The sequence below is a fragment of the Sphingobium sp. B12D2B genome (genome assembly GCF_025961775.1).
Classification (GTDB): domain Bacteria; phylum Pseudomonadota; class Alphaproteobacteria; order Sphingomonadales; family Sphingomonadaceae; genus Sphingobium.
In genome coordinates this window covers 2,460,400-2,473,353 of record NZ_JAOQOH010000001.1, presented here as the reverse complement: position 1 = coordinate 2,473,353, position 12,954 = coordinate 2,460,400, and the positions used below count along the sequence as shown (strand labels likewise).

Annotated in this window: 9 protein-coding genes and 2 tRNA genes; 2 read left to right on the top strand and 9 right to left on the bottom strand. The window is 65.6% G+C overall.

What is annotated here, in order from left to right; translation table 11 throughout:
* Positions 1–35 precede the first annotated feature (35 nt).
* On the top strand, positions 36–905 hold the full coding sequence (locus M2335_RS11745; protein ID WP_264574834.1) for an OmpA family protein: 870 nt from the start codon (positions 36–38) through the stop codon (positions 903–905).
* Between the two features lie 78 nt (positions 906–983).
* Here M2335_RS11745 and M2335_RS11740 read toward each other — a convergent pair whose 3' ends face one another.
* From M2335_RS11740 to M2335_RS11715, 6 genes are all read right to left on the bottom strand, one after another.
* Positions 984–1,793, bottom strand: coding sequence for a FadR/GntR family transcriptional regulator (locus M2335_RS11740; protein WP_264594804.1), 810 nt, complete (start codon positions 1,791–1,793; stop codon positions 984–986).
* Between the two features lie 120 nt (positions 1,794–1,913).
* Entirely contained in the window at positions 1,914–3,521 is a 1,608-nt protein-coding gene (locus tag M2335_RS11735) for an alpha-N-arabinofuranosidase (RefSeq protein WP_264594803.1), read from the bottom strand.
* A gap of 46 nt (positions 3,522–3,567) precedes the next feature.
* Positions 3,568–5,514 (bottom strand): sialate O-acetylesterase, encoded by a 1,947-nt coding sequence (locus tag M2335_RS11730; protein ID WP_264594802.1) that lies wholly within the window; start codon positions 5,512–5,514, stop codon positions 3,568–3,570.
* An 84-nt stretch (positions 5,515–5,598) separates the two neighbouring features.
* On the bottom strand, positions 5,599–6,531 hold the full coding sequence (locus M2335_RS11725) for a Gfo/Idh/MocA family protein (RefSeq protein WP_264594801.1): 933 nt from the start codon (positions 6,529–6,531) through the stop codon (positions 5,599–5,601).
* Complete coding sequence (araD1, locus tag M2335_RS11720; RefSeq protein ID WP_264594800.1) at positions 6,531–7,523, bottom strand: AraD1 family protein; 993 nt, start codon at positions 7,521–7,523, stop codon at positions 6,531–6,533. The genes M2335_RS11725 and araD1 overlap by 1 nt, the downstream gene beginning before the upstream one ends.
* A 72-nt stretch (positions 7,524–7,595) precedes the next feature.
* Positions 7,596–9,128, bottom strand: a complete 1,533-nt coding sequence (locus M2335_RS11715; RefSeq protein ID WP_264594799.1) for an aldehyde dehydrogenase (NADP(+)) — start codon at positions 9,126–9,128, stop codon at positions 7,596–7,598.
* Positions 9,129–9,409: 281 nt separating this feature from the next.
* Between M2335_RS11715 and M2335_RS11710 the strand changes: the two genes are divergently transcribed.
* Entirely contained in the window at positions 9,410–10,786 is a 1,377-nt protein-coding gene (locus tag M2335_RS11710) for a cation:proton antiporter (RefSeq protein WP_264594798.1), read from the top strand.
* Between the two features lie 51 nt (positions 10,787–10,837).
* Here the strand turns inward: M2335_RS11710 and M2335_RS11705 are convergent.
* The 3 genes from M2335_RS11705 to M2335_RS11695 all read right to left on the bottom strand — a co-directional run bounded on the left by M2335_RS11705 (position 10,838) and on the right by M2335_RS11695 (position 12,810).
* A tRNA-Glu gene (locus M2335_RS11705) sits at positions 10,838–10,912 on the bottom strand.
* 165 nt (positions 10,913–11,077) lie between these two features.
* Positions 11,078–11,153: transfer RNA gene (locus M2335_RS11700), tRNA-Ala, on the bottom strand.
* 190 nt (positions 11,154–11,343) lie between these two features.
* Complete coding sequence (locus M2335_RS11695) at positions 11,344–12,810, bottom strand: DEAD/DEAH box helicase (protein ID WP_264594797.1); 1,467 nt, start codon at positions 12,808–12,810, stop codon at positions 11,344–11,346.
* Positions 12,811–12,954 lie beyond the last annotated feature (144 nt).

Sequence of the window (12,954 nt, the reverse complement as noted above, 5' to 3'; positions counted from 1 at the left end):
CAGACCCCAGCCGATCGACGAGTAGGAGAAACGCAATGAATACCCTTTCCACCAGTTCCAAGCTTCTTATGACGCTGGCCTTGATGACCGGCGTGGCGTCCGGCAGCGTGCTCGCGCAGACCGAAACCGCCCCTGAGGCGGATGTCTCGACGACGGTTTACACCGATTCCGCCCAGATGACGGCCGGCCCGGAGATCGAGGGGATCATCTCTGCGCGTAATGGCGACCAGCTGCAGATCACCTCGACCGATGGCACGCGCAATACGGTTACCGTTAACAGCTCGACCCGCATTACCGCCAGCGGCGGCTTCCTTGGCCTCAATCGCGATCAGCTGGGTGCCGATCAGCTCCTGAACGGCCTGCCGGTCAAGGTCGACACGCTGCAGGGCGGCGGCGGTCTGGTCGCCAGCAAGATCGACCTCAAGAACCGCGATCTGCGCACGGCCGAAATGATCCGCAACGGCACCTCGCAGCGCTTTGAGGAGCAGACGGCCGCCACGGACGCCCTGCGCGCCCGCATGGGCGATATCGACAAGTACAACATTAAGAGCACGACCAACGTGAACTTCGACACCGGCAAGGCGGTGCTCTCGCCGATGGCCAAGCAGAACCTCTGCGCCACTGCCGCGCAGGCTGAGGCCACCGAGAATGCCCTGCTGCTCGTGGTCGGCTACACGGACTCGACCGGCGACCCGGAATTCAACCAGACGCTGAGCGAGAAGCGCGCGGCGAGCGTGCTCAATTATCTGCAGCAGACCTGCAAGTGGAAGCCATACCGCATGCTCGCCCCGGCCGGCATGTCGCTTTCCGATCCGGTCGCTGATAACTCCACGCCGGAAGGCAAAGCCCAGAACCGTCGCGTGGAAGTCCATGTGCTGGTCAGCAAGGCGGTCGACGGCGCCTAAGTCAGGATCGCGCCGGCCCCGTCCATCGCTGGCTCAATCGAGCCGGCGGTTGGCGGGGCCGATCTGCGTTCGGAAGCCTCACGGGAGGTCGCCTGTCTCGCCGTCCGCAGGACGCTGCATCGCCGCCCGTGTGTCATCGAGGGCGAGCTGCACGAGAACCTGCATGGCGTCCGCTGCCGCATCTGCGTCCCCGGCGGCAATCGCATCGTACACGCGCATATGATCGGGCACCGGGTCGCGCGGAAGGCCGACGGACCGCTGCTTGAACTGCGTCGTCCAGTTAACCGCCGCACCGATACTGGCGCTGAGCGTCATCAACACGGCGTTGCCGGTGCAGGCAAGCAAGGCGCTGTGGAAATCCCGGTCCGCTTCCCGCCCTTGCTCGGTGGCCAGCGTGAAGCGGCGCATTCGGGTCAGCGCATCCTTCATCGCGGCAACATCATTGCGATCCCGCCGCTTGGCGGCGAGGCGCGCCGCCTCTGGCTCGACGATTGCCCGCAGCTCGAACAGGTCGCGCACATAATTCACATCCGGCTCGCCGCCGAACGCCCAGGCCAGCACCATCGGATCGAGCAGGTTCCAGTGACTGCGCGGCAGTACGCGCGTGCCAGCCTTGGGGCGGCTTTCCACCAGCCCTTTGGCGGTCAGCACCTGAATGGCCTCGCGATAGGCACTGCGGGAAACGTCCAGCGCCTCGGCATTCTCAATCTCGCCCGTCAGCCGCTCGCCCGGCGCGATCCGTCCGGAGACGATGGCCGAGCCGAGATAATGAGCCACAGCCCCGCGGAGCCGCCGGCCCGATCCCTTGGCCGAGCGGGGGAGCCCGGTCGGGGTGTCGCCTAAACCTCCGTTCCCGGCCGTGCTGTTGTCCTGCGTGCTGATAGTCATGCCCCTGTTGCCGCCAGATCGTCTGGACGTTGCTGGAGGCTCAATTAGCGGGACTTGGGGCCTTGTGGCAACAGGAGGGCTGGCGCGGGCGCGATCATGCGCGCCCGCGCGGCTTCTTCATCAGGGTTCCAGCGCGATCACCGCGACGGACTTAGCTGGCATGTCGATCGTCAGCTTGCCACCGCGCACGCTGCCCGCAATCGGCTTGGGGCTGACGGTATTGGGGGCGGCGAAGCTGTTGATGCTGTCCACCTTTGGCGCGGTCAGCACCTCGCCGCGCGCCGAGCGCACGTTCAGCCCTGCGACGTTCACCGTCACCGGCGCCGCGCGCTGGGTGTCGACATTGGTCAGTGCCAGCCAGTATTTGCCCTGCTTGTCCTTCACGGCAACGGCATCGATGCGCGGCAGGGTGATGTCTCCATGCTGGTACGTTCCGGCCTGGAAATTGACCGGAATGAAGGTCGCATCCTGGAAAGGCACATACATTTTGAAGACGTGATAGGTGGGCGTGAGCACCATCTTCTCTTCATCGGTGAGGATCATCGCCTGCAGCACGTTGATCATCTGCGCGATGTTGGTCAGCTTCACCCGGTCCGCATGGCGGGCGAAGATGTTGATGTTGAGCGCCGCGATGATGGCGTCGCGCAGCGAGTTCTGCTGCTGAAGGAAGCCGGGATTGGTGCCGCGCAGGGGCTTGAGCCACACGCCCCATTCATCGATGGCGAGCGAGACCTTCTTCTCGGGATCATATTTGTCCATCACCGCCGCATTGGCCTTGATAAAGCCGTCCATCCCAAGCGTTTCCTTGACCAGCCGGGCATAGGCGCCCTCATCGAAGGCGTCGCTGGGGTAGGAGGGCGGCCAGCCGCCGGTCGTGTAGCGGTGGAGCGAAAGGCTCTCGATCGACCAGGCCCAGTCGTGCTGCTTCCAGGTCTTCATCACCTCCTCGGTGTAGGCGGTATTGTCATCGCCCGGCCCGACGGCGACGCGCAACATGGCATCGGGTTTGCCTTCACCCTGCTCGGGGTGATAGTTGCGCACGAAGCGCGCATAGAGCTTCATCTGGTCGGCATAGAATTCCGGCCGCATCGCGCCGCCACAGCTCCAGCTCTCATTGCCGAGGCCGAGATATTTGATCTTGTAAGGCTCGCGGTGGCCATTGTCGGCGCGCTCCTTGCCGGCGGATGTGGTGGGATCTGCGGTCATATAGGCGACCCAGTCCGCAGCTTCCTTCACCGTTCCTGAGCCGACATTGACGTTGAGGTAGACCTCGGCGCCGACCTGGCCGACGAAATCCATGAACTCGTCCGTGCCGAAAGCGCTGGTCTCGACCGAGCCGCCCCAGTTGGAATTGATCGAGCTGCGGCGGTTCTTGGCCGGGCCCACGCCGTCGCGCCAATGATATTCGTCCGCAAAGCAGCCGCCAGGCCAACGCACCAGCGGGGTACGAATGGCGCGCAGGGCGTTGACGACATCGGTACGGATGCCGCGGACATTGGGGATCTTGCTATCCTTGCCGACCCACACGCCGCCATAGATGCCGGTGCCAAGATGCTCGGCGAACTGGCCGAAGATGTCGCGGCTGATCGTCGCGCCCGGCTTGGTTGCGTCGATCCGCACCTCGACCGGATCGCCGGCGCGAGCCTGCGCGGCGGCGGGCGTGGTCGCGGCGGTGAAGGCCGGGATGCTCATGGCTGTGGCCAGCAGGGCCAATGTTGCAAATCTCAAAGTCTCTCTCCCCTATTTGAATGTCTTCAGTGCGAATGATCTCGTGTCAGGGCTGCACCTCGCTGCGGATCGGCAGCTCGAAACCGGGAACGGGCAGCGCGCGGCCATCGAACAGGTTAACAATGGGACTGTCGCCCCACGCATAGCGCACCCGGCTGGCGGCGCGGCCATCGTCCTCGAGCCACACGTCCGCTCCCGAGATGCGCGTCTGCGCATAGCGGCAGTTCTCCTGCGTATCGCCGCATAGCTCGAAGCCGATGGGCGCAGCGGCGCTCCATGCGGCGAGGCTGCCCTCAATGCCTGAGAAGCTGATCCTGATCCGCCCCCGCGTGCGCAAGGCTTGCATGGGCATCGGCAAAGGCGTTCCCTGCGCGGCCATGGCCAAGCGAGCGCCGAGCAGCGCCTTGTTGGCAGGGTGGATATCGGTGCGCTCGCCAATGTCGATGGCGGTCACCAAGGCGGCATTGGCATCAGCGCTGACGAAGGCGCGCTGGTCCTCGCGAATGGTCGCCCAACCGGATGTCGCCGGTGCGAACTGCGCTGGCCCGTAATTGGCAAGCTGCACCACCAGCATGCGCAGGTCCTTGCCGAACTGGTGACGCCATCCTGCGGCAAGCGCGGCGAGGCGGCGGGCATAGCCGGGCACGTCGACGTCGCTCTCGCCCTGATACCAGGCAGCCCCGCGCAGGGCGATCTCCCCGAGGGGCGCGACCATGGCATTGTGCATGATGCCGAGGCCGCCATTGCCGTCCCATGGCGGGCGCGGCGGGAAGCTGGGGACGGGGGCGATGCTGTAGCGCCAGCCTTGCGCGAGGGGGATCTCAGCACCGCCGGTGATGGCCAACTTCAACCGTTCCGGGCCGGTGGTGAAGCCGCCCTTGTCCCAGCTGTTGCTGATCGCGACCATGATCTCATTATCGCCCGCATGGAGGAAAGCAGGCGGGACGGCATAGCGGCGGGCCTCGTCCCAGCTGAACGTATTGCCCACCGCGCGGCCGTTGACGAAGGTCATGTCCATGTCGTCGATGATGCCCAGTTCCAGCGTCGCGCCGGCCCTGGCCTGTGCGCCGGTCAGCCGCACGGTGCGGCGCAGCCAGACGGTGCCGGTGGCATCCTTCGCGAGCCGCGTGCCTGTCCAGTCGTTCCACACGCCGATGGCGGGCACATCCTGCCAACTGAGGATATCCGGCTTGCGCCAGGGCTCGCTCTTCTCGGCTTCGTCCCGATACCAGCGCTCCCATTGCGGGGCGAAGGCGGTGACGGCGCCGAGCGGATCGGTGGCATGTTGGCGCAGCATTGCCAGATCGTCCTTGCCGTCCAGCGCTTCGGCGGCATCCGGTGTGAGCCAGGGTCGCAGCCGCGAGCCGCCCCAGCTCGCATGGATGAGGCCGATGGGGATCTGTTGCTGCGCCCGCAACGCCTTGCCCATGAAGTAGCAGGCAGCGGAGAATTCCGGCGTCGATTGCGGCGTCGCGGCTGTCCATGCCGTCGGGCTCCCGAAGCGCGGCGCGGGCAGGCTGGCGGTCGCCTTGGGAATTTGCAGCAGGCGCAGGCCGGGATCGCCCGACTGCATCACCACCATCGGGCCGTTCAAGGCCCGTGCGAGCGGGAACTCCATATTGGACTGGCCCGAGCACAGCCACACATCGCCGACCAGCAGATCGCGCACCGTCACAGCATTGCCATCCGCGCCCGAGAGCTGAAGCGTCAGCGGTGTTTCGCTGGCCGGGCGTGGAGGGAAGTGTAGGGTGAAGGCGCCATTGGCATCCGCCGTGGCTGCGGCCTGTTCACTGCCGAGAGTGGCGCGGATTGTCTCGCCTCGGGCGGCGGTTCCCACGATGACGATAGGCGCGTCGCGCTGGATGACGGCCTGATCCGTCCAGACCGGGGAAAGCTGAGGGGCGGCCAATGCGCCGCTGGCCGTAAGCAGACAGCCGAGCGCCAGAACAGGTCGGGCATATCCCAAGCCCCGCCGCGCGCCGCACACGCTCATCGTCCTCTCCCCACTCTTTGTTGGTAGCGTTATCATGATTGGCCGATCAGGATTCGGCAACCCCTTACAGTCAGATTTTCCGGCTCAATCCTCGAAGGCTTCCACCTGCACGCGCTGGCCGCGCAGGAAACTGTCGGCGACGATGCAAAGCGGCGCGGTGTCGACATCGCTGCGCCCATCGCGCACCAGCTCGGCGAAGCGAGCATAGAGGCCGGGATATTCGACATCGGGGCTCTCGACCGTGCCCTTGGGCAGGGAGAGCACGGCGCCACCTTTGGCCAGATGCACAGTGCCGGCGTCGGTCTCTACGATGATGTCCCAGCTCTGCGGCCCGGTCTGGCGCCAGTCGAGATCCATGTGGATCGGCGTGTCTAGCGTGTCGGACAAGCGCAGATCGGCGGCGATCGGCGCCGCCCGGTTCTCGGGGAATTGCAGCGTGGCATCCTTGAGGAACACCGGGTTGGGCAGGATCTGCGTGAGGATCGACAGCGCATTGATGCCGGGATCGAACACGCCAAGGCCACCGGGTTGCCAGATCCAGTCCTGCCCCGGATGCCACACGCGCACATCCTCGCGCCAGATGATCGACACATGCTCGATCCGCCGCTCGGCCAGCCATTGGCGGGCTGGCTCTACACCGGCGGCATAGCGCGAATGCCAGGAGGCGAAGAGGGTGACGCCGGCCGCCTCCGCCAGACCTTGCAGCGCAATGACTTCCGACAGGGTGGCGCCGGGCGGCTTTTCCAGAAACACATGCAAACCGGCCTCGATGGCACGGGCGGCGAGCGCATAGCGCACCTGCGGCGGTGTGCAGAGCGCGATCGCATCCACCGCCGGGCCATGGGCGATCAGCGCCTCGAGGTCGCTGAAATGGGGGATATCGTCCAAGCCGGCGGGATGGCGGCTGACGGTCGCGGTCAGCGCGAAATCGGGATTGGCGGCAATGGCGGGAAAATGCTGGTCGCGCGCGATCTTGCCCACGCCCTGCAGGGCGATGCGAATGGGGCTGGCGCTCATTACAGCACGCCCGGGCTGACGCGGGTTTCTGCCATGCGCGTGAGCGGGTTGGAGACCGGCAGCGTGAAGGGCGCCGCGCTGATCTCGAACACGTCACCTTCCTGCGCGCTCACGCCATCACTGAAGGACAAAGTGGCCGTGCCGAAGAAATGCACGTGCAGGTCACCCGGCCGGCGGAAGAGCGCATATTTGAAGTGATGATGCTCGAGATTGGCGATGCTGTGGGACATGTTCGCCTCGCCCGAGAGGAAGGGCTTCTCCCAGATCACGTCATCCCCCCGGAGGATGCGGCTGGTCCCCTCGATATGCGCTGGCGCCGGACAGAGCAGCAATTCCGGCCCGAGCGCGGCCTTGCGGAGCTTGGAGTGGGCGAGCCAGAGATAATTGTGCCGCTCGGTCACATGATCGCTGAACTCATTGGCAAGCGCGAAGCCGAGCCGCCACGGCTTGCCGTCTGCATCGATGATGTAGAGGCCGGCCAGTTCCGGCTCCTCGCCGCCATCCTGCGCGAAGGCTGGCATGTCGAGCGGCTGGTGCGGTCCGACCAGTTGCGAGCCATCGCCCTTATAGAACCATTCCGGCTGCTGGCCGACCTCACCCGGCGCGGGCTTGCCGCCTTCCAGCCCTTCCAGGAAGATGCGCATCGAGTCTGTCAGCGTTTCGGCCTGCAGCGCCTGCTTGTGCATCTTGTCCCGCCCTTCCGCGGAGCCGAGATGGGTAAGACCGGTGCCGGTCATCAGCAGATGGGCCGGGTCTTCATGATCGATCGGCGCGAGCAATTCGCCGGCCGAGAAGGCGGCGGCGAGATCCACAGAGGCACCTTTGGCATAATGCTGCACGGTCTCCAGCAGGGACTGACGCCGCGCGAGAGCGTCCTGCGCAAGTGCCCGGATGCTGCTGCTGCCCTGCAGCAGCCAGGCCTCATCATCCACGGCGAGGATCACGGATCGCGCGCCGGAAGGTGCCTGATGTTGCAGCAAACGCGTGGCCATTGGACGTCCTCTTCCATTCCTCATGCGCCGCGCGGGCGCCGGTTCGTGCTGTCTCGTCGGGGATTGCCGGCCTCAGCGACCGGCGAGCAAAGTGCCATCATACAGGCGCGGGATGCCATCCCCCAGCGCGGTATCGCGCAGCGGCTCTGGCAGCACCGACTGGGCGAGATTCTGGTAGCTCACCGGCCGCAGGAAGCGATCGATGGCGAGGCTCCCCACCGAGGTGGTGCGCCCGTCCGACGTGGCCGGGAAGGGGCCGCCATGGACCATGGCGTGGCAGACCTCCACACCGGTCGGCCAGCCATTGGCGAGGATACGCCCCACCTTGCGCTCCAGCACCGGCAACAGCCGCGCAGCAACCGGCTCATCCTCGGCGTCCATATGGAGCGTTGCGGTGAGCTGACCTTCGAGCGCCTTGAGGATCGCCATGACCTCGGCCTCATCGGCGCAGCGCACCAGAATGCCGCTGGCGCCGAAAACCTCGTCGGCGAGATCGGGATTGGCGAGGAAAGCCTGCGCGCTGGTCTGGAACAAGATGGCGCCGCCGCTCGTGCCCTCACCGGGATCGCCACTGGCCAATGTCTCGACGGCCTCATGATCGGTTAGCGCCGCAACGCCTTTCCCATAGGCATCGCGAATGCCGGTGGTGAGCATGGTCTGTGGGGCGGCCGTTGCCACGCCCTCGGTTGCGCTGGCAATGAAGGCATCGAGCCCGTCGCCCTCCATGGCGATCAGCAGGCCCGGATTAGTGCAGAACTGGCCGGCGCCCATCGTCAGCGAGCCAACGAAGGCGGTGCCCAGCGCAGCGCCGCGCGCCTTGAGGGCTTGCGGCAGCAGCAGCACCGGATTGATGCTCGACATCTCTGCATAGACCGGGATCGGAACCGGGCGGGCCTGCGCCAACTTGACCAGCGCGAGGCCGCCAGCGCGCGAGCCGGTGAAGCCGACCGCCGTGATGCGGGGGTCTTGGACGAGCGCGGCGCCGAGTTCGTGCGACGGCCCCATGATCTGGCTGAACACGCCCGTCGGGAGATCGCAGGCCTTCACCGCCGCCGTCAGCGCCTGCGCCATCAGCGAGGCCGTGATCGGGTGGGCCGGGTGGCCCTTGACGACGACCGGGCAACCCGCCGCGAGCGCAGAGGCCGTGTCGCCACCAGCAGTCGAGAAGGCGAGGGGGAAGTTGGAGGCACCGAACACCGCCACCGGGCCGAGCGGGATCATCCGCATCCGCAGATCGGGACGGGGCAGGGGCTGCCGCTCGGGCATCGCCGGATCGACGCGCAACTGCTGCCACCAGCCTTTGCGCACGACATCGGCGAACATGCGCAGCTGTCCCACGGTGCGTCCACGCTCGCCTTCGAGCCGGGCGCGCGGCAGGCCGCTCTCGCGCATGGCGGTTTCGATCAGGCCATCGCCCAGCGCCATGATCTCCTCGCCGCAACGCTCCAGGAAGCGCGCACGATCTTCGCGGCTCGTCGCACGATAGACCTCGAAGGCCGCCTCGGCAGCAGCGCAGGCCGCAGCGACATCCTGCGGGCCGTGGACGGGAAGTGGATCACCATAAGGCGCACCGGTTTCGGCAGTGATCGAGCGGAATTCGGACATGAGGGACTCCCTTTATTACTCCGACATATGAGGCCGGGCGCGCAAAGGCAACGGGGTGCGGCTGCGCTCGGGAAGTTTTTGTATCGCCGGATTTCCGATGCCTCCCCAGCTCGCCGGACAATCTATAGGCAGCGCGTAGCCGCGTTTTGTTGGGCCAGACGCGCCAGTTGGCCATTCACAGGCGCTGCAGTCCTCGCTTCCAATGATAACGCTACCATGGTAGCTTCTGGTCAGGCGCGGGACAAGCGGGCCATCGGGGAGGACACATGGAGCAGGGCGCGATGCAGCAATCGCTTTGGGATGAATTGGGCCGCGTCTTGACGCCCCACGGCCCCGCCGTTCAATCCGCTGTGAGCTTCACGCCATCCGACTACAGCGTGCACTTCTTCCTGCAGATCGCCGTCATCCTTGTGACGTGCCGGGTGGTTGGATGGCTCGGCCGCACCTTGTTCCGGCAACCGCAGGTGGTCGGGGAAATGATCGCCGGCGTCGTGCTGGGTCCGTCGCTCTTCGGCCTGTTCGTGCCCGATCTGCAAGCCGCGATTTTCCCCAACGAAACCAGCAACGTCCTTTATGTCGGCGCGCAGCTTGGCGTAGGCCTCTATATGTTTCTGGTTGGATTGACGCTCCGGCTCGATCACGTCCGCTCGAAGGCGCGCGCCGCCGGCGCGGTGTCGGCCGCGGGCATCGCCGTGCCGTTCATGCTGGCGGCGGTGATCACCCCCTGGCTGTTGACGATCGACGGGCTGTTCACGGCCGGGGTGGGGCGGGGGAGCGCCACCTTGTTCCTCGGCGCGTGCATCGCGCTCACAGCCTTTCCCATGCTGGCGCGGATCATCAACGAGCGCGGCCTCGCCAACACGTCGCTGGGCACGCTCTCGCTGACGGCGGGCGCCTTTGACGATGCCGCCTCCTGGTGCGTGCTCGCGGTCGTGCTGGCGACCTTCGGCGCCGGGCCGGGGGTCGCGGTGATCGCCATTGTCGGCGCGCTGCTCTATGCGGGGTTCATGCTGATGTGGGGCCGTCGGCTACTCGTCCCGCTCGGGCGTTTCGTTGAGGCGGAGGGCGGCATAAGCATGACGGTGCTCGCCATCGTCCTTGCGCTGTTCAGCCTGTCGGCGTTTCTCATGGACGCGATCGGCATACACGCAATCTTCGGCGGTTTCCTGCTCGGCGCCTGTATGCCGCGCGGGCTGATTGCGCTGGAAATCAAGCGCAAGGTCGAGCCGCTGGTGGTGGTGCTGCTGTTGCCGATGTTCTTTACTTATTCCGGCCTGAACACGCGGATGGACATGGTGAACTCCGTGCCGCTGCTCCTGACGGCGCTGGCCATTCTGCTCGTCTCGGTGATCGCCAAATTCGGGGCCTGCTGGGCCGCCGCGCGGCTGGCGGGCGAGGATCATCGCACGGCGCTGGGCATCGGCGCGCTGATGAACGCCCGGGGGCTGATGGAACTCATCATCATCAACATCGGCCTGCAAAAGGGTATTATCGGTCCGACGCTGTTCGCGATGCTGGTCCTCATGGCCATCGTCACGACGGTGATGGCGGGCCCGCTGTTTGAGCTGGTCTACGGCCGGCAGGCACGGGCGCGCGGCGATCTGGCGGCGCTGGAAGAGGCAAATGGCCCATCGACCGCCATGGCCCCGGCGGAGTGACGCTGGCGCGACTAGGGGAATGCTACGCTTGATAATGTGGGAAAGTCTGAGTGGTGACCCCTACGGGAATCGAACCCGTGTTTCAGCCGTGAAAGGGCCGCGTCCTAACCGCTAGACGAAGGGGCCATCCATGTCGGTCCGTTGCGGAGCCGTCATCAGGTCCGGCGCCTATGCCGTGGGATGGCCGGAGTGGCAACCCCAAAAAGGCGGACCGGTCCACAGAAAATGCGTCTTCCCGCCGCGCGGCTTAAGCCGGGGAGGGAGCGATAGCGTGGCTGGAAGAAAAATCCCTGGTGGAGCTGAGCGGGATCGAACCGCTGACCTCGTCATTGCGAACGACGCGCTCTCCCAACTGAGCTACAGCCCCCAGGGAGGGCTGCCTATAGGCAAGGCCCGCGCCGATTGCAATCGGGTTTTGCGTGTTGGTGGCGCGTCGCGTTGCGATAGCGACCTGAGTGTCGGATAGCACCGAAATTGCCGGTTTGCGCACCGCCAATTGGCAGGCGTGGAGACGCGCTGCGGCGTCCCCGAGCCTCCCGTCTGTATCGTCGGCAGGTTTAGTTGTTGAAGCCTACGGAGAGGAAATCCGGCATGGGGCCGTTCCATCCGTCATCCGGCTCCTGATCCGCGCGATTGCGCTGCTGCGGGGCCTTGGGACGCTCAGCGTCAGACCGGGCATCCTGGCGCCGTGGCTGGGGCTGGCGATCCTCACGGGTCTCACGCGGCGGGCGCGCATCCTCACGCGCGGGGCGTGCCTCGCGAGCGGGCGATTCGGTTTCACGATCATCCTTGGCGTCGGCGCCACGCTCACGCCGAGCCGGTGCCTTCGCCGGACGCTTGGATGCGCCTTTCGCGCCACCGCGACGATCGCGTCCGCGCCCTTCGTCCTCACCATCGTCGACGGCTTGCGTGCCCATGTCGAGGCGCGGGATTTTCGTGCCGATCAGCTTTTCGATATTCTCGACAGCTTCGGCATCGCTGTTGGTGATGAAGGTGAACGCCTTGCCGGTCGCGCCGGCACGGCCAGTGCGGCCGATGCGGTGCACATAATCGTCCGGGTGCCAGGGTGCATCGAAGTTGAAGACGTGACTGACGCCCTTGATATCGAGCCCGCGCGCGGCAACGTCGGAGGCAACCAGCAGGTTAATCTCGCCGGACTTGAAGCGATCCAGCTCCGCAATCCGCGCGGCCTGATCGATATCGCCGTGGATTTCACCGGAGCGGAAGCCGTGGCGCTTGAGGCTCTTGTTCAGCTCCCGCACCATCGTCTTGCGATTGCAGAAGATGATCGCGCTTTCGGCGCTCTCGCTCCGCAGCAGCGAGCGCAGCGTCTCGCGCTTGGCCCGCTCGGCGACGGGCACGAGCATCTGGGTGATGTTGGCGCTGGCGGTTGCGGGGCGCGCCACCTCGATCGACTTGGGATTGCTCAGGAAGCGATCTGAAAGCTTCTTGATCGGCGGCGGCATCGTCGCCGAGAACAGCAGCGTCTGCCGGTTCGCGGGGAGCTTGGTGCAGATATTCTCGATATCGGGGATGAATCCCATGTCGAGCATCCGGTCGGCCTCGTCGATGACCAGCAGTGAGCAGCCGGTCAGCAGGATATTGCCCCGCTCGAACAGGTCCATCAGGCGACCAGGCGTGGCGATCAGCACGTCGACGCCCTTTTCGAGCGCCTTGATCTGGTCGCCCATCGAGACGCCACCGATGAGCAACGCCATCGAGAGCTTGTGATATTTGCCGTATTTCTCGAAGTTCTCGGCGACCTGCGCCGCGAGTTCGCGCGTCGGCTCGAGAATGAGGCTGCGCGGCATCCGCGCGCGGCTGCGGCCCTGCGCCAGAATGTCGATCATCGGGAGGACGAAACTGGCCGTCTTGCCGGTGCCGGTCTGGGCGATACCGATGATGTCCCGCATCATCAGGACCGAGGGAATTGCCTGCGCTTGAATCGGAGTCGGCTCTGAATACCCCGCCTCGCCGACGGCTTGCAGCAATTCGTTCGAAAGGCCGAGATCGGCAAAGGGCATCAGAATTCCGTGAATAGAGGGCGCGTGACTCTTGTGGATCACACGGGCAACCGCTTGCGCCATGATGAAGGCGGGCGCGGATGTCAAGATTTTCTAGGGATGCGGGCGCTCGTCGAGGCTGCGTCACGGCGCGTGTCTACGCGA

Coding starts and splice junctions, on each gene's coding strand:
- M2335_RS11740 (WP_264594804.1), bottom strand. CDS start 1,793: ATGACTATCAGCACGCAGGACAACAGCACGGCCGGGAACGGAGGTTTA.
- M2335_RS11745 (WP_264574834.1), top strand. CDS start 36: ATGAATACCCTTTCCACCAGTTCCAAGCTTCTTATGACGCTGGCCTTG.
- M2335_RS11710 (WP_264594798.1), top strand. CDS start 9,410: ATGCAGCAATCGCTTTGGGATGAATTGGGCCGCGTCTTGACGCCCCAC.
- M2335_RS11695 (WP_264594797.1), bottom strand. CDS start 12,810: ATGCCCTTTGCCGATCTCGGCCTTTCGAACGAATTGCTGCAAGCCGTC.
- M2335_RS11725 (WP_264594801.1), bottom strand. CDS start 6,531: ATGAGCGCCAGCCCCATTCGCATCGCCCTGCAGGGCGTGGGCAAGATC.
- M2335_RS11730 (WP_264594802.1), bottom strand. CDS start 5,514: ATGAGCGTGTGCGGCGCGCGGCGGGGCTTGGGATATGCCCGACCTGTT.
- M2335_RS11715 (WP_264594799.1), bottom strand. CDS start 9,128: ATGTCCGAATTCCGCTCGATCACTGCCGAAACCGGTGCGCCTTATGGT.
- araD1 (WP_264594800.1), bottom strand. CDS start 7,523: ATGGCCACGCGTTTGCTGCAACATCAGGCACCTTCCGGCGCGCGATCC.